Annotated in this window: 13 protein-coding genes; 4 read left to right on the forward strand and 9 right to left on the reverse strand. The window is 55.4% G+C overall.

What is annotated here, in order from left to right; translation table 11 throughout:
• Window positions 1-3 precede the first annotated feature (3 nt).
• Window positions 4-930: a 23S rRNA (adenine(1618)-N(6))-methyltransferase RlmF gene (rlmF, locus tag IMCC12053_RS11325; RefSeq protein WP_062219142.1), complete on the reverse strand. Its 927-nt coding sequence runs from the start codon at window positions 928-930 to the stop codon at window positions 4-6.
• A gap of 460 nt (window positions 931-1390) precedes the next feature.
• Window positions 1391-1591 (reverse strand): 30S ribosomal protein S21, encoded by a 201-nt coding sequence (gene rpsU / locus IMCC12053_RS11330; RefSeq protein ID WP_062219144.1) that lies wholly within the window; start codon window positions 1589-1591, stop codon window positions 1391-1393.
• 332 nt (window positions 1592-1923) lie between these two features.
• Here rpsU and IMCC12053_RS11335 point away from each other — a divergent pair, with 332 nt between their 5' ends.
• The 4 genes from IMCC12053_RS11335 (at window position 1924) to IMCC12053_RS11350 (ending at window position 6707) form a co-directional block, all read left to right on the forward strand.
• Window positions 1924-3318, forward strand: a complete 1395-nt coding sequence (locus IMCC12053_RS11335; protein WP_236852419.1) for a tyrosine-type recombinase/integrase — start codon at window positions 1924-1926, stop codon at window positions 3316-3318.
• A complete protein-coding gene (locus IMCC12053_RS11340) occupies window positions 3315-3761 on the forward strand; it encodes a hypothetical protein (protein ID WP_062219148.1) in 447 nt (148 codons plus the stop codon). Before IMCC12053_RS11335 ends, IMCC12053_RS11340 begins: the two co-directional genes overlap by 4 nt.
• A 57-nt stretch (window positions 3762-3818) precedes the next feature.
• Window positions 3819-4004 (forward strand): helix-turn-helix transcriptional regulator, encoded by a 186-nt coding sequence (locus tag IMCC12053_RS11345; protein WP_062219150.1) that lies wholly within the window; start codon window positions 3819-3821, stop codon window positions 4002-4004.
• A gap of 351 nt (window positions 4005-4355) precedes the next feature.
• Complete coding sequence (locus IMCC12053_RS11350; RefSeq protein WP_062219152.1) at window positions 4356-6707, forward strand: bifunctional DNA primase/polymerase; 2352 nt, start codon at window positions 4356-4358, stop codon at window positions 6705-6707.
• A 604-nt stretch (window positions 6708-7311) separates the two neighbouring features.
• Here the strand turns inward: IMCC12053_RS11350 and IMCC12053_RS11355 are convergent.
• The 7 genes from IMCC12053_RS11355 to IMCC12053_RS11385 all read right to left on the reverse strand — a co-directional run bounded on the left by IMCC12053_RS11355 (window position 7312) and on the right by IMCC12053_RS11385 (window position 14847).
• Window positions 7312-8361 carry an aldo/keto reductase gene (locus IMCC12053_RS11355; protein WP_062219154.1) on the reverse strand — a complete coding sequence of 350 codons (1050 nt, stop codon included), beginning with the start codon at window positions 8359-8361 and terminating at the stop codon, window positions 7312-7314.
• A 28-nt stretch (window positions 8362-8389) separates the two neighbouring features.
• Window positions 8390-9043, reverse strand: a complete 654-nt coding sequence (locus IMCC12053_RS11360; protein ID WP_062219156.1) for a dihydroxyacetone kinase family protein — start codon at window positions 9041-9043, stop codon at window positions 8390-8392.
• Between the two features lie 10 nt (window positions 9044-9053).
• Window positions 9054-10055, reverse strand: coding sequence for a dihydroxyacetone kinase subunit DhaK (locus tag IMCC12053_RS11365; RefSeq protein ID WP_062219158.1), 1002 nt, complete (start codon window positions 10053-10055; stop codon window positions 9054-9056).
• A 14-nt stretch (window positions 10056-10069) separates the two neighbouring features.
• Window positions 10070-11110: an ABC transporter permease gene (locus tag IMCC12053_RS11370; RefSeq protein ID WP_062221237.1), complete on the reverse strand. Its 1041-nt coding sequence runs from the start codon at window positions 11108-11110 to the stop codon at window positions 10070-10072.
• Between the two features lie 14 nt (window positions 11111-11124).
• Complete coding sequence (locus IMCC12053_RS11375) at window positions 11125-12672, reverse strand: sugar ABC transporter ATP-binding protein (protein ID WP_062219160.1); 1548 nt, start codon at window positions 12670-12672, stop codon at window positions 11125-11127.
• Window positions 12673-12786: 114 nt separating this feature from the next.
• The gene (locus IMCC12053_RS11380; protein WP_062219162.1) at window positions 12787-13803 is read right to left on the reverse strand and encodes a substrate-binding domain-containing protein; all 1017 of its coding nucleotides are present in this window, start codon (window positions 13801-13803) and stop codon (window positions 12787-12789) included.
• A gap of 36 nt (window positions 13804-13839) precedes the next feature.
• A complete protein-coding gene (locus IMCC12053_RS11385; protein ID WP_205623920.1) occupies window positions 13840-14847 on the reverse strand; it encodes an ABC transporter permease in 1008 nt (335 codons plus the stop codon).
• Window positions 14848-14906 lie beyond the last annotated feature (59 nt).

A 14906-nucleotide genomic window follows, 5' to 3' on the forward strand; every position in this document is an offset into this window, starting at 1 on the left:
CCCCTATGTCATTGCTTTACTGGCAAACGCAGAGCGTTGGTTTTTTGTCATGTAGGTCCACGCAATAAAGCGACTGGTTTTTTGCCCCTGCGCCATATCAACGACTTTCACATCGGCAACTCTGGATTTGCCTAGAAGCCGGTGGAGCGGCTCGAGGTTGTCTTTCTTTGACACAAGCGATGTAAACCAGAGGCATTGATTGGCGAACTGCGCGCTTTGTCCAATCATCCGCGCGATAAATTTCACCTCGCCCCCCGGATACCAAAGCTCAGCGTTTTGCCCGCCAAAATTGAGCTGTTTTGACGGCCCCTTTCCAAGGTTCGACCATTTGCGTTGCGTGCCTTTGCGCGCCTGTTCCATAGACGCGTGAAACGGCGGATTGCACATCGTCACATGAAAGGCATCGCGAGGCTCGATGACACCGCGAAAGATGTTCTCAGGAGCGGTTTGCATCTTCAGCGTGATATCCATCGCATTGCTGTCGCAAATCTGCTGTGCCGATTTGATCGCGCCCGCGTCAATATCAACACCCGTAAAGTGCCACCCATATTCGCGTTGTCCTATCAAAGGATACACCAAACTCGCACCCGTTCCGATGTCTAACACTTTGATCTGACGCCCGCGCGGGATGCCGTGGCTATGACTCTCGGCGAGCAAGTCCGCCAGATAGTGGATGTAATCGACACGACCGGGAATCGGCGGGCATAGATAACCGCTCGGAAGATCCCAAAAATCGATGTCGTAATGTGTCTTCAACAACGCCCGATTGAGCATCCGAACCGCATTCACGTCTTGGAAATCAATCGTCGTCTGACCGCGCGGATTGCGGATCGTAAACGCCTCAAGGTCAGGGGTCTGCGCCACCAAACGCGCAAAATCGTACCCTGCCATGTGTTGATTGCGTGGATGCAGCTTTGTCTTCAGGGCCATGTGGGACGCTTTCATGAAAGGTGGTAGACGCCACGCGCCAGACGGTCGGTTGGTTGTAGTCGCTCACGCCCAAAGAGTAAAACCATGAGCCGCACCCCATTCGCCTGTCTGGACGGCACAGTGTCGTCACGGCCCCCAACGCGAATCCACAAGCGGCGCTTGCGCGCCTTGATACCCGTGTAAGTGCTTGGGCGGCGCGCATTACTTTGGTGACTCGGAGGGGCGGCGTCAGACTCCTAGGCAACGGAGACGGCCAGATTCTAGATTCGCGGCCAAATGCGCGACCCGTTCCACAGTAGCCTTTAGACACAAAAATTTCCCCTACACCTTCTTCGTTCACGAAGGTGTAGGGGAAATAAGGACTATACAGACCGCATAACACTCACGAATTCGGAGCCGTTCAGCAGGTCTGTTGATTTACGTAAGCTAGCGCAAAGGCCGCCCACGCAAGCGCGGTAGGTTACCCTTCGCGCTCTGCCTTTTTGCGCGCCAGTTTACGCTGACGGCTCACGGCTTCTTTCTTTTCGCGCGCTTTGCGCACGGAAGGCTTTTCAAAGTACTCTTTGAGCCTCATTTCACGAAATACACCTTCACGTTGCAGCTTTTTCTTGAGCGCACGTAGAGCTTGATCGACGTTGTTGTCGCGAACACTGACTTCCATTTGAATTCTGCCATCTTTCCTGAATTGATTTGCGGAATTGTGCAGGAAAGCGGGGATGAGATCAAACGAAATCGTACCAATCGGAGCCATTATACCCGTTTGAGCCAAAAATTGTGCGCTACCACCAAGGGTAATACAAAAAATCAAGCCGCGAGCGCGTCAATATGGACCTAAAGCAGCAGTGACACTGGAGGGGCTGCTGTTGCAACGCCAAGAGAGGACCACAATGGAACCGCAGTCTTTAATTTGAGTGGGTTTCAACAAAAATCAAATGGCGGAGGCTCAGACCGCCAGCGTTACATTCGCAACGCATCGGCAACATCCGCAACATTTTGAAAACAATCACTTTAAAGCTTTCTCTTGTTCGCCGTCATTCGCTGCAGTACGGTGAAAGTCGCGATGCATTGGGGGAAGAAAAGGGGGAAGCTCAAATGGGGGACGATACGGTCGAAGCCAAAGGCGGCGGGCTGACAGTGGCCAAGGTGAAAACTGCCAAGCCCGGCAAGTATCACGACGGCGCAGGCACCGGCCTATTCTTGCGCGTGGATCCTAACGGCGGGCGCTTTTGGATTCAGCGCGTGACCATTCATGGCAAGCGACGAGAGATTGGCCTCGGTGGCTTCCCCATCGTCGGGCTGGCAGATGCGCGCAAGGCAGCACTCGCCAACAAGCAGCTAGCCTATAGCGGTGGCGACCCCCTAGCCGAACGTCGGAAGGCGCGCGAAACGCTTTCCTTCGCGGACGCGGTCGACCGCTACCTTTCCGTAAAGCTGGATGAGTTTAGGAACGACAAACATCGCAAGCAGTGGCGCGCGACGCTCGACACATACGCCCGCCCTGTGCTGGGGGATATGCCTGTGCGCTCAGTCGGCGTCTCCGATGTGCTGCGTGCCGTGCAACCGATCTGGTCAGACAAGACGGAAACCGCCTCGCGGCTGCGCGGGCGCATTGAAAACGTGCTGTCTTGGGCAACGGTGGCCGGGCATCGCGAAGGGCCAAATCCTGCCCGATGGAAGGGCAATCTATCAGAACTCCTTCCCAAGGCCGCGAAAGTGGCGAAGTCCGAAAATCAACCCGCTTTGGCGTTGACCGATGTCGCGGGCTGGTGGTCTGATCTGGCTCAGCGCGACGGCATGGCTGCCCGGGCTTTGGAGTTCCTCACCCTTACTGCTGCCCGCTCGGGCGAAGTGCGGGGCATGACGTGGGACGAGGTCGACTTTGGGCTACAAAGCAAAGCCGACACACAGCCTAGCGGGGCTTGGACGATCCCCGCTTCGCGAATGAAGAACGGGCGTGAGCATCGCGTCCCATTGACGAAAGAGGCGGTGGCGCTGCTAGAGTCGCTCCCTCGGCTGGAGGATAGCCCATTCGTTTTCTTCGCCCCGCGTGGTGGGGCATTGTCCGACATGAGCATTTCAGCCGTTATGCGGCGGATGCAGGAAACCGAAGTTAAGGCAGGTCGTGCTGGCTGGCTCGACCCCAAGAACAAGCGCCCAGCCGTGCCGCACGGTTTACGCTCGACCTTCCGGCAATGGGCAGCGGAGCGTGGCCACCCCCGCGAAATGGCAGAAATGGCCTTGGCGCACTTCATCGGCTCGGAAGTGGAGCGGGCCTATCAGCGTTCTGACATGCTGGACCGTCGGCGCGCGATGATGGCAGATTGGGCTGATTTCCTGCGCGGTAAAGCTGTAGCTAGCAACGTGGTAAAGATGGGAGAAGTCGGATGAAACGGGATGAATACCCAACTTTTCTCGATTGGTGGGCTGCCAACGAAGTAGAATATTGCGCGCTCACCGATGCACAGGACGGGAACCCTACCACTTTAGCAGATCTGATACGCTCGGTTGGAACCCTAAAAACGCGGGAGGCCAGGGAATTCATTGCGGATCGACTGGAAGGCAAGAAAAAGCGGAGAGGAAATAAGCGTACAATTGCACAGCAAGCCAAAGAGCTGGGCATCCTCGGAATGGTCCGGGAGATTCAGTTAGAACTTGGATGTGCCGAATACCATGCACTTGGGATTTTCTTGGACCGCTATCCCAATGAGTGCGGCAATAATCTAGACACTTTAAGGACGTACATTAGAAGAGCAAAAGCCACAAGCAAGGCTGCGGTCGGCCGTGAGCCACCACCAGTGGTTCAGAAAAGACGAAATTCTGAACCTGAATAACTGAAAAGAAATCCGACAATGTCCAGAGACGATATTTGAACGTCAAAGGATACGGATATGACCAACGAAATTCTGCGCAAACCGCGCGTTCTCGCACTCATCGGCATTGGGAACACTTCCCTGTATGCCGCAATCAAGCGCGGAGACTTTCCTGCACCGGTGAAGCTTGGTGTGCGTGCCGTCGGCTGGCGACGCTCGGACATCGAGAACTGGCTGGCCAGTCGCGAAACCAAGGTCACTTGATATGAGTGGCCGGCAAATAAAAACTCCGGTGCGCGGGCAAGCGCAACCCGAGCAGGATAACCGCTTTGCGACTGCGGCGGGCGTCCCCTCACACCGTGAAAAAGACGATAGTTATCGTTCGGTGATCGTACGGCTCGCGCCACGCTGGCGCGTCATCCTATGTAAGGATCGCGCTCAGTGGATCATCCAATATCGCACGGCTGACCCTTTGCACCGGGGCGTTTGGCGAGGGCGCGTGTATGTGACGACCAAAGACAGCCTCATCCGCTCCTGTGCAAGGCTAGGATGCCGGTCAGGGTCGTCCGTGACGGCCATCCTCTCGGCCCTGCCTGATCGAATTGGGGGCGAAGCATGAAAGATCAATCGTCAGCCGAGACCGCAATCGACAAAGCCAAAGCGATGATTGAAGGCGGCTGGCGCATTGTGCCAATTCTGCCCAAGCAAAAACGGCCCGCCCACACTGGTTGGACAGAACGCGAGTTCACCTCGGAGGACTTTCGGCCAGACAGCGGCATTGGAATTGTCACGGGTCAGGGTATCGTGGCTCTGGATGTGGACGCCTATTGCGAGGACGTGAGCGCGGCTATCGTAACGGAAGCCATGCGGCGTTTCGGCGCCACGCTAGAGCGCGTCGGGCACCCCCCCAAGACGGCGCTGTTCTATCGTGGTCTCGACATCAAGAAACGCGACGTCACGCTCAAGCCGACTGGCAAAGCGCCCAATGGCAAGCAAGAGAAGCTCGAAGTGCTTGGCAACGGCCAGCAAATCGTGGCCTTCGGAATTCACCCAGACACTGGCCAACCCTACAAATGGAGAGACCTGAAGCCGTGGGACACGTTTGTGGGTGGAGTTGATGATTTGTTGCCTGAGATCACCCAAGCGGGGTTGGACGATTTCCTTGATTGGGTCGCCGCTGAATACGGCGAACAACGCAAGCTTTCACAACGGGCCGCGCCAATGATGGTAGCCTCTGCCGCTCGTGGTTGGGGGGAAACCGCTCTGTCAAACGAGACCGCTGAACTGGTCAGAACGCCCGAAGGCGACCGAAACAACGCGCTCAATACAGCCGCCTTCCGCATGGGCCAGATTGTCGGTGGCGGTCACTTGGACGAGGACGAAGCGGTGGCCGCGTTAAAACAGGCGGCATTGCAGATGGGCTTGGAGGCTCGCGAGATCCACCCCACGATCAAGAGTGGTCTGACCGCAGGGAAGAGTGAGCCGAGGCACCCCGAAAACCGCGCAGCAGAAGCCCATCTGGACGCCAAAACAACAAAGGACGCCGATCGGATTGCTAAGCGTATCAAAGACGGCCTGAAAGCCGTTTTGGCAGAAGTCGGAATCAAAGTCGACGCCATTGCCGTTGATGCCGAGCGCGTCGGGAAGATGATAGGTCGGTCGTTCTGGTCCGCGTCTCAATCGAAGCTTCACTTTCTTAACCGAGAGGGTCACTTGGTCAAATTCACTCAATCTGAAGGCTGGAAGTTCTTGCTGGCTACATTCGGCTCGCCAATCGATCCAGATGACGTCAACGAGTGGGTGTCGCAAGTCATACCTAAGGATCAGAAAGCGGTGGAAAAGTGCCTGAGGGCAGCCATTCGTGCACCAGTCATGGATCACATCCTCCTGTATCGGCAGCGAGATATGATTGCATGGGCCGTGGATATGTTTGCGACTCATGAGGTATTCGTATTGCGCGAAAATGACGCCCAGATTGTCCTACCCCACATACCGTGGATGACCGGACCAATCGAAATGCTCTACATAGATGACTTTCGTACTCACTGGCCTGACGTTGATCAGGTGCTAAAATTCATCATTGACACGCGTTTTGCAGGGGATCGCAAGAAGGCCTACCTTTGGTGGCAAGCCGACTCTGACTTCGGTAAAGGCCTGTTTACGGGTCTTCTCAAGGACCTTGGGGTGGTGGTTGAAACATCAACAAAGGAAATCGAGAAAGTGATGGAGGGCCAGCCCGTGGGCTTGAGCGCCGACAACTTCAAGCGGGCGATTGTCTTGCTTGTGGACGAGTTCAAGTCGGTTAAATCCGAGCTGAAGCAGCTTCAGAACGAGATCGAGTTGTCGCCCAAGAACCAACTGCGCCAACGGGCGGCGATCTACACAAAGCTGTTCATGAGCGCGGAAAACGTGGCCAGCCTTGTGACCTCCCACGGGGTCGAGGACCAGTTTGCGAACCGGATGAGCTTCATCGAGAACTCCGGTCGGATTGATGATCGCCCAGTCTTTGCTGCAAACAAGTCGGCCTACGCGGTAAACCTGCGGAACTGGATAGCCCTAACCCTCAATCAGCACGTCGAAGAATACCGCAAGTTAGGCAGCAGCGGGGCCGTCACTGTTGCAGATGCAGCTGTGACAGCGTTTCATGCCAGCCGGGGGATCGGCAAGCAGCTGGGGCGAGTGTCTGAAAGCCTATACCAGATCGCGGACGCCTTCCGCGAAGCGATGCTTAACAAGGACCACGATTTCAGTCCTGATGTCATAAACCTGACCAATGGTGGCGTCGGGTTAATTCGCCCGCGCAAACTGTTCGAAGATTGGCTGGCCGACAATTACGACCAGTCGGAGCGCATGACGTTCGTGAAAAAGGCGAAGAACGTTCTTGCCCTCGCCAGTAGGGATGGCGAAGTTAAAGTTCGGCTCACATCAGACCGGAAGTCGGTCAAGTGCCTTCTCCTGAAGGAATAAGCCCCACCGCGCCTGCTGGGCCACCCGCCGCGGTGGCTCAGTTCGTTGCCAATGATTACCTCTGATTACCTCGATATTACCTCCATATTACCTCCATATTACCTCCATATTACCTGAAAAATCGTTTAAAAACAGTATGATTACCTGATTACCTCTGATTTCTATTTTTGGGATAAAAGAAGAAGAAATAAGAGAAGAGTAGTACCGCCGCTGCGGCAACTGGAAAATACAGGTAATCAAGGTAATCAAGGTAATCACATTGAATTTAAAGGGCTTTTTTTGCCATCTTGAGGTAATCGAGAGATAATCAAGAGGTAATCACTCTCCCCTTGGCCCACTGCCGCGCCGCCATTCAGGCGTAGGATACAAAACCCCAAAACAGGCATTTGAAGATATGACTTGGAAAATGGCCGCATAGGGTCAATAATCAAACTGTTCGGAAACAGGGACGAACTTCATCGCCCACGGCGGCAAAAAAAGATACGGCCCCGTCAAATTGGGGGCTTCACAGTAAAGAGATAGCCTACAAGTAACACAGCCAGCTAGCAGGGCGAGCCTTGCGCGCGCACGCAAGGACCTCCTCCCCGCTGTAAAATAAAAATCCTCAGGTTGAAGAAGATGCTAGAGCTAGCTCAGCTGTTCCGAAGCGTGGTGATGCAAACTGCTGCTGATGCCAGAGAGGGTAAACCTGAGCTGGCCGGCTGACAGCATCTAACCGGCTCAGATCATCGGCGGAGAGTGTGAGCGAAACTGCACGAAAGTTATTCTGGAACTGTGCTACCGATGTGCCGCCGACGATCAAAGAGGCCACAGCGGGGCGTGTCAAAGTCCAGGCGAGTGCCACTTGCGCAGCTTCAACCTCGTGGGCGATTGCGATATCGGTCAACACATCGACGATGTTCCAAAGTCGATCGTAGTCACGGATTGGCGGTTCGCTCCAGCCCCGGTCCTGACGGCTTTCCGGGGCAACGGGCTGCTTACGTGTGTGCTTGCCACTCAGCAATCCCGCGGCCAATGGACTCCATACCGTTACACCAACCCCCTGATCAACCGAAAGCGGAAGCAACTCATATTCCGCTTCGCGTGCTTCGAGCGTATAATGAATCTGCTGGGTCACGAATCGTTGAAAATTACATCGCTCTGACGCCATCAGGGACTTCATGATCTGCCATCCGGTGTAATTCGAGCACCCAGCGTAGCGGATTTTTCCCTGACGGATCAAGGTATCAAGAGCTTCCATCGTCTCTTCGACAGGCGTCTGACCATCCCATTCGTGAATGTGATAAATATCAATATGATCGCGCCGCAAACGCTTCAGCGAGCGTTCGCATTCGCGGATAAGATGCCAGCGGCTAGCGCCTTCGTCATTGGGACCATCGCCGATCCGCATCCGCGCTTTGGATGAAATCAGAAGGTCGGGACTACGATCTGCAAGAACCTCGCCCACAATCTCTTCGGATAGGCCGGTCGAATACATGTTTGCCGTGTCGATAAGATTGACGCCGTGATCGGTACAGCAGTCGATTAAGCGAGCAGCATCTGGCACGTCCTGACTGGCGATGGCACCGAATGGACCCCGGCCCCCGAAGGAAAACGTGCCCATGGCCAGCGTTGAGACCTTTAGGCCAGTGCGCCCAAGCGTGCGATATTCCATTGTTAGTTCTTCCCTTCAGACGCCAAGATCAAACGGCTTGCGCCGCATCGCCATTTACGAATTGTGCCATCGTGTCGATCAGAATGACCGCCACCGTGCTGCCCGCGTCTTGAATGCCGCGAGTCTTTTCTTGAAATGCTGCGGCCTTGCCACGCTGCGCCACAAGATCCTTGCCCTCTTCCAAGGCCGTCACCGCCCGTGTGTGAGCTGCCGTCAGAGCGGCAGACAAGGGAATGCCGGCTTCTGCCTGCGCGGTCATGGTGTCGGCGATCGGATGAAGCACATCCAAAACGGTCTTGTCGCCGACCTGGGCCCGCCCACGTTGGGCAACACCTTCACAAAAAGCAGTCCAGAAATGGGCCAGTTCTAATGTGCCAAGCGCGTCTTGATCCTTGGCTGCAACCGATCCGCGCATGAATCCCGTGGCCATCAGGGTGCCCATTGTAGACGGCGCGGCGCGGGCGATGGCTGCCCCAGCAGTTTTCAACTGCTTTTCGATCGGAGCGTCATTCAGATCGGCGACCGCGGCGCTTGCCGCGGCAAATCCCTTAGCCATTGTCAGGCCAAGATCGCTGTCGCCGACCTTGCCGTCTAAGGCGATCAGCGCCTCTTTCTGCTCGGCAAAGACAGTTGCAAACCGGGCAAACATGCCCGGGATATCTTTTGCTGTTAGGGTATCCATGGTGCCTCTCTTAACGCGCGATGTGTTTAAAGAACGGTGTGTTGGCTCCGACGGCGATCAGCGGCTCCAATTCGTCATCCAACTGCAGGACAGAAATCGAGGCACCGGCCATTTCCATTGATGTCGCATATTCACCGATAAAGACGTGACGGATGTTCGCACCTGCCTTTTCCAGCACCTGCGCCGTACGGCGGTAGATGACGTAAAGCTCCTCCAACGGCGTTGCACCAAGGCCGTTGATCAAGACAGCAACGTCTTTTTCCGTATCATAGGATTGCTCGGCAAGGACGCGCTCCATCATCTCATCGACCAATGCATCGGCCGGGGTCAGCTTTTTTCGCGTGATACCCGGCTCACCGTGGATACCCATGCCGATCTCCATCTCGTCCGCGCCGATTTCGAAGCTGGGCTTACCCACCTCGGGCACAATGCATGGCGAGAGCGCCACACCGATGGTGCGGGTACGTGCGCTGGCTTTCTCTGTCAGGCGCACGACCTCAGCCAAAGGCTTCATTGCGGAGGCGGCGGCTCCTGCCACTTTGTATAGAAAGACAATACCAGCCACACCACGACGCTTATGCTCTTCGCCGACGACGGACGACGCAACATCATCACGACCCACTACCGTGGCGGTTTCGATCCCTTCGAGGTCGGCCAGTTCGCCCGCCATGTCAAAGTTCATTAGATCGCCGCTATAATTCCCATAAAGATAAAGGACGCCCGCGCCCTGATCAACGTAGCGGGTCACCTCCAGCACCTGTTCCGACGACGGGGATTGGAAAACGCCCCCGACCCCTGCACCGTCAAGCATGTTGTCGCCAACGTACCCCAGAAACAGGGGCAAGTGGCCCGAACCGCCACCTGTTACAATGGCGACCTTGCCCTTTACCGGAGTCGTGCGGACGTAGCAGTGCAGGTCTTCACCGACGTGGGTTACTTCGGGGTGCGCGAGATAGATGCCTTCCAGCATTTCGTCGACGAAATTTTCAGGATTATTGATAAATTTTTTCATTGGTTTCTCCGGTATCAGTATTTTATTTTGCGGTCCCGCAGGACAAAAAAGGCGGCTGCCATCAGGATGAAGGCACCAACGACGACCCGCTGCCATGTGCTTGGGATGCCAACGAGGACCAGCACGTTGTTCACCACTGTCACGAGGAAAACACCGATTACGGTGCCCAGAACTGACCCCGTGCCCCCTGTAATCCGTGCGCCGCCTAGTATGACGGCGGCGATAACGCCGATCTCAGTGCCTGCGAAATCGAAGGGGTTAGCCATGCGGTTGGCGCTGGCCTGAATGACACCGGCCATGCCGGCCAAAGCACCAGCAAACGCGAAGGCAAAGACATTGACCGTCCGCAGATTATAACCGAGGCGACTCGCGACCTGCGCATTGCCGCCGACGGCGAAGATTGCACGGCCCATTAGTGTCCGGTTGAACACGAACCATGTAAGAAAGGCGGCCAGTGGGAAACTAAGGAAGTAGACTGGCAGGCTGACGGTCACCCCGCTGTTCGCCGTGATGTCGATGAGTGACCATTTGCCGAAGGCTACCATTTGTGAAGGCAATTCCATCAGCCAGACCGTCCCAATACAAACAAGAAGGATGCCGCGATAGAAATATTGAGTACCGATGGTGACGATCAGCGCGGGAGCTTTCAGGCCATGGACCAAAACTCCGTTGATGGCACCCAGAACTGTCCCAACAAGCACCGATAAGACGATGATCAGTGCCATAGGCATATCCGGAAATACGTCGAGGACCAGTTTGCTAATGCCGTACATTGCAAGCGCTCCGATGGCGGGGAAGGACACATCGATCCCCCCTGCTGCTAGAACAGTGAATACACCTAATGCGAAAAGACCCGTCACCACGCTGGCGCGCCCCATGTCGATCAGGGACGAAGCCTGCAAAAACGAAGGATTGATGACCGCGACTGCGACGCAGATGATCACCAGTAACAAAAGGCTCGCCGACTCTGGGTAGCGTTGCAAGAAGACGAATGGACTTTTCGAAACGGTGACCTGCGCATCAAGTTTAGGAGTCTTTTGGTTCTTGTCGGTCATTGTCTGCACCACCGTCATTCTGCTGCCTCGCGCTGGTTTGCGAGCATGGATTGATAGATGCGATCCTCGTCAACCTGAGCCGCAACAAGATCCTCAACGATGCGTCCTGCGTTCATCACAAGGATCCGGTCGCAATTCTGAAGAAGTTCGGGCAGATCGTCAGAAATAATCAACAGCCCAATACCGCGCTGCGCCATCTCTTGAATCGCATGAAAAATCGTCTCTTTAGAGCCAACGTCGACACCAACAGTTGGCCCATGCAGAATCAGAAGACGTGGATTAATACTAAGCCAACGGCCGATTAAGACCCGCTGCTGGTTGCCACCTGACAGCGCCCCAACCGGCAGGTCGATGTCTACGGTGTTCAGCTTCATGCCGGCCGAAATTTCGCGGGCTGCGGCGCGGCCCTTCTTGTCGTCGATCATGCCGGACTTGCGCGAGATCCGGTCAAGGATCAGCGGCACCTCGTTTTCATAGATCGATTTTTCGATGAATAGGCCCTCGGCCAAGCGATCTTCGGGTACATAACCGATGCCATGCGCGATCGCCTCTGCGGGCGACCCTACGCGGATCTGCTCACCTTCCAGCGTTACCGTCCCGCTTTGGATCGGAATATGCCCAGCCAGCGCCAGCGCCAGTTCGTTGCGGCCAGAATCGGACAGACCAGTGATGCCAAGGATTTCGCCGTGCTTCAGGCTAAAGCTAATCTCACGGAAGCTGTGACCAGCATTCAGGTTTTTCGCCTCTATTAAGACCGTATCGTCAGGGGTCCCCGTGCGATAACGTACTGAATCGATGGAACGTCCTGTCATCAGTTCTGCTAACTGACTGCGACTATAGTTTTCCAATGGCCCCTGCGCGACGCTCAGGCCATCGCGAAAGACGATCGCCTCGCCGCCAATCCGGTAACATTCTTCCAGCTTATGAGTCACGAACAGTACAGCCACGTTGTTATTCAACAAGCGCCCCACCACTTCGATCAATGCCTCGACCTCGTGACGTGTTAGTGACGTCGTTGGTTCGTCCATGATTACAAGGCGCGCCTCGGCGGCGATGGCGCGCGCGATGGCGACACGTTGGCGGATTGCCAGCGGCAGGTCAGATACAATACGACCCAGCAACGCCTTATCCGGATCAAGGCCGACCTGGCGCAATGCCTTTACCGCAGTGGTCTCGATCCGCTTGCGATCCAGCATACGTAGCAGGCGCCCTTTTCCCGCAACAAGCTGTTCGCCTAATGCCACATTCTCAGCCACAGAGAGGTTCGGCAGCAAGGACAGGTCTTGATAGACGGTCTCTATCCCGGCCTCCAAGGCCGCCATCGGTGTCAGATGAGCGATTTGCTTGCCGTCGAGGAAGATGTCGCCTTCGGAAGGTGCGTGCGCGCCCGACATGATCTTGATGACAGTGCTTTTGCCGCAGCCGTTTTCGCCAAGTAGATGATAGGCTTTGCCCTCTTGGATTGTCAGATCTACGCCGGACAGGGCATGAACACCCCCGAACCGCTTATGAATTCCACGAAGTTCGAGAAAGGGAGTGGTATTGGTAGATTGTTCAGTCATGGCGCAAAGCTCCGGAGCGGCTGTCGTGTGCGCCAATGGGCGCAGGTAAACCGGTCGGACCGACGCAATACATTGCTCAGTCCGGACCGACCGGTCCGTTTTATTGGATAGCCTTTAGAAAAGGCGCTCTTTGTAGGTATCCTTATCGACGATCACCATTCCGTTGCCGACGACCAGCTTACCCTCGCCCGCACCCTGACGGACGGAAACGGCATTATAGCCTTCGACGCCCAGATCCATGCCATCGGTGAGCTCGCCGCCGTCCAGCAGAATCCGTGCGACTTCGTTCATCGCCATACCTGCTTTCTGGGGATCCCAAAAACCAATGGCTGTGATTGCTCCGCTATCTAGGTAAGCAGCCGAAGGGTTCGGCAGACCGGTACCAACCAGACAAACCTTGCCCGTCAGACCGGCTTCCTCGATCGCACGACCAACACCGAGAACGTCGTTTCCAGCAGAGGTTTGAAAGCCCTTTATGTCAGGATGCTTGCGCAGAATTTCCTTTGCCTTTTCATAGGTGCCGTTGGCATCATCAAAGGATTCGTTGTTCGCATCGACAAGTTCCATTCCGGGATATTGGCTGGCGTTTTCTTCACCCGCGCCGACCCACTGCATGTGCGTACGACTGCCCAGCGAGCCAACAAACGTGGTCCACTTGCCTTGTTGATCCATGCATTCGGCTAGTCGCGCATTCAACGCCGCACCGTATTCTGCGTTATCAAAGGCTTCGACGTCGGCCATCGTGTTGACCTGGTTATCAGCCTCGTGCGTCACGACGATCGTGCCGCGATCCATGGCACGCTTTAGTAGCCCCTCAAGAATGGTCGGATCCATCGGAACTACAGCAAGCGCATCTGTACCCTTGGCGATTAAGTCCTGAATGATTTGAAGTTGCTGGGCAGAGTCGGCCGTTGCCGGCCCGACTTGACTGATGTTCAGCTCAGGGTGCTCTTGCGCGTATAGATCGACGCCGGTTTCCATGCGATCAAACCATGGAATACCGCTGATCTTAACCACGGTCGTTATAGTCTTTCCGTCCTGCGCCCAAGCCGCCTGCCCAGCTACGCCCATGACGGTCGTGACGAGTGCAACCTTTAGGCCTGTATTTAATACGTGACGTGCGTTCTTCATTTTCTAACTCCTAACCAGAAATCCCTCATCCTCCCTTTACTTCGTGGCGTGAGGGATACGCCGCGAAGGTCGGAACACCATGACCTGATTAATCAGGTCAAAGCGTGCCACGGCCAGGAAGCACAAAAGCAATGCGCCCCAAGCCAAATCTCGAACGAAATTGGACAGCCCGATGAAGTTCAACAGACTGGACAAAAGTTGCAGCACAATGGCCGACAGAACGACGTTGACAACACGCCCGTAACCGCCCTCTGGCCGCACGCCGGCCATCACGGCAATCAGGATGGCGACAAGAAGGTAGGACGTGCCGTAATCCCATTTCACGTTCACATTGCGCGCAGCGATGATGATCCCCGCAATACCGGCCAGTAAGCCAGAGATCGCATAAGTCGTCATGATAATCCGCCCGCTGGGAAAACCACTGTAAATTGCGGCCTTAGGATTTGCGCCAGTCAACATTAGACGCAGACCATAGGGCGTGAACCGTAAAATCAGCCCCAGCACGATTCCAATTAAGATGAATATTAGAAAGCTTGTCGGAACCCCAAAAATGAGGCCGTTCCCAAGCGCGTACAGCGGATCCGGCGCACCGATGGTCACGGATCGGCCATCGGACAGAACCACTGCAAGCCCTGTGAATAGCATTTGCGTCCCAAGGGTGCCTAGGATGGGCGTGATGCCAAATCGCGAGATGATGATGCCATTCAAAATACCCCCCATTAGGCCAACAACCATGCAGCCGACCGCGAAGGTCACGGTGAAAAGCATTGGGGATTGGTAGGCATCGAAAAGGGACAGTGCAAAAATACCGGACGCGACACCAGACATGTTTGCATTGGCAATACCCGACAGGTCAATACCGCCGTTTCCGGCGCACATAGCCAGCATGACGCCAATAGCAAGCAGGCCAATTTCAGGCACTTGGGTCGCCATCGATTGCAGATTGAACATTGATAGGTAAGTGCCGCCCGAAACGGCCCCACCAAGGCTCAGTAGGACCACTATCAAGGCGCAAAGCACCAGTAAGTTTGCGTCGCGTTTCACCACCGCTCCTCCCGAGACTTTAGTAAAACTGTACTTAATTTAGTAAATTACTAGCAGTT

It is taken from the genome of Celeribacter marinus (genome assembly GCF_001308265.1).
Classification (GTDB): domain Bacteria; phylum Pseudomonadota; class Alphaproteobacteria; order Rhodobacterales; family Rhodobacteraceae; genus Celeribacter; species Celeribacter marinus.

Coding starts and splice junctions, on each gene's coding strand:
- rlmF (WP_062219142.1), bottom strand. CDS start 930: ATGGCCCTGAAGACAAAGCTGCATCCACGCAATCAACACATGGCAGGG.
- rpsU (WP_062219144.1), bottom strand. CDS start 1,591: ATGGAAGTCAGTGTTCGCGACAACAACGTCGATCAAGCTCTACGTGCG.
- IMCC12053_RS11340 (WP_062219148.1), top strand. CDS start 3,315: ATGAAACGGGATGAATACCCAACTTTTCTCGATTGGTGGGCTGCCAAC.
- IMCC12053_RS11345 (WP_062219150.1), top strand. CDS start 3,819: ATGACCAACGAAATTCTGCGCAAACCGCGCGTTCTCGCACTCATCGGC.
- IMCC12053_RS11350 (WP_062219152.1), top strand. CDS start 4,356: ATGAAAGATCAATCGTCAGCCGAGACCGCAATCGACAAAGCCAAAGCG.
- IMCC12053_RS11355 (WP_062219154.1), bottom strand. CDS start 8,361: ATGGAATATCGCACGCTTGGGCGCACTGGCCTAAAGGTCTCAACGCTG.
- IMCC12053_RS11360 (WP_062219156.1), bottom strand. CDS start 9,043: ATGGATACCCTAACAGCAAAAGATATCCCGGGCATGTTTGCCCGGTTT.
- IMCC12053_RS11365 (WP_062219158.1), bottom strand. CDS start 10,055: ATGAAAAAATTTATCAATAATCCTGAAAATTTCGTCGACGAAATGCTG.
- IMCC12053_RS11370 (WP_062221237.1), bottom strand. CDS start 11,110: ATGACCGACAAGAACCAAAAGACTCCTAAACTTGATGCGCAGGTCACC.
- IMCC12053_RS11375 (WP_062219160.1), bottom strand. CDS start 12,672: ATGACTGAACAATCTACCAATACCACTCCCTTTCTCGAACTTCGTGGA.
- IMCC12053_RS11380 (WP_062219162.1), bottom strand. CDS start 13,803: ATGAAGAACGCACGTCACGTATTAAATACAGGCCTAAAGGTTGCACTC.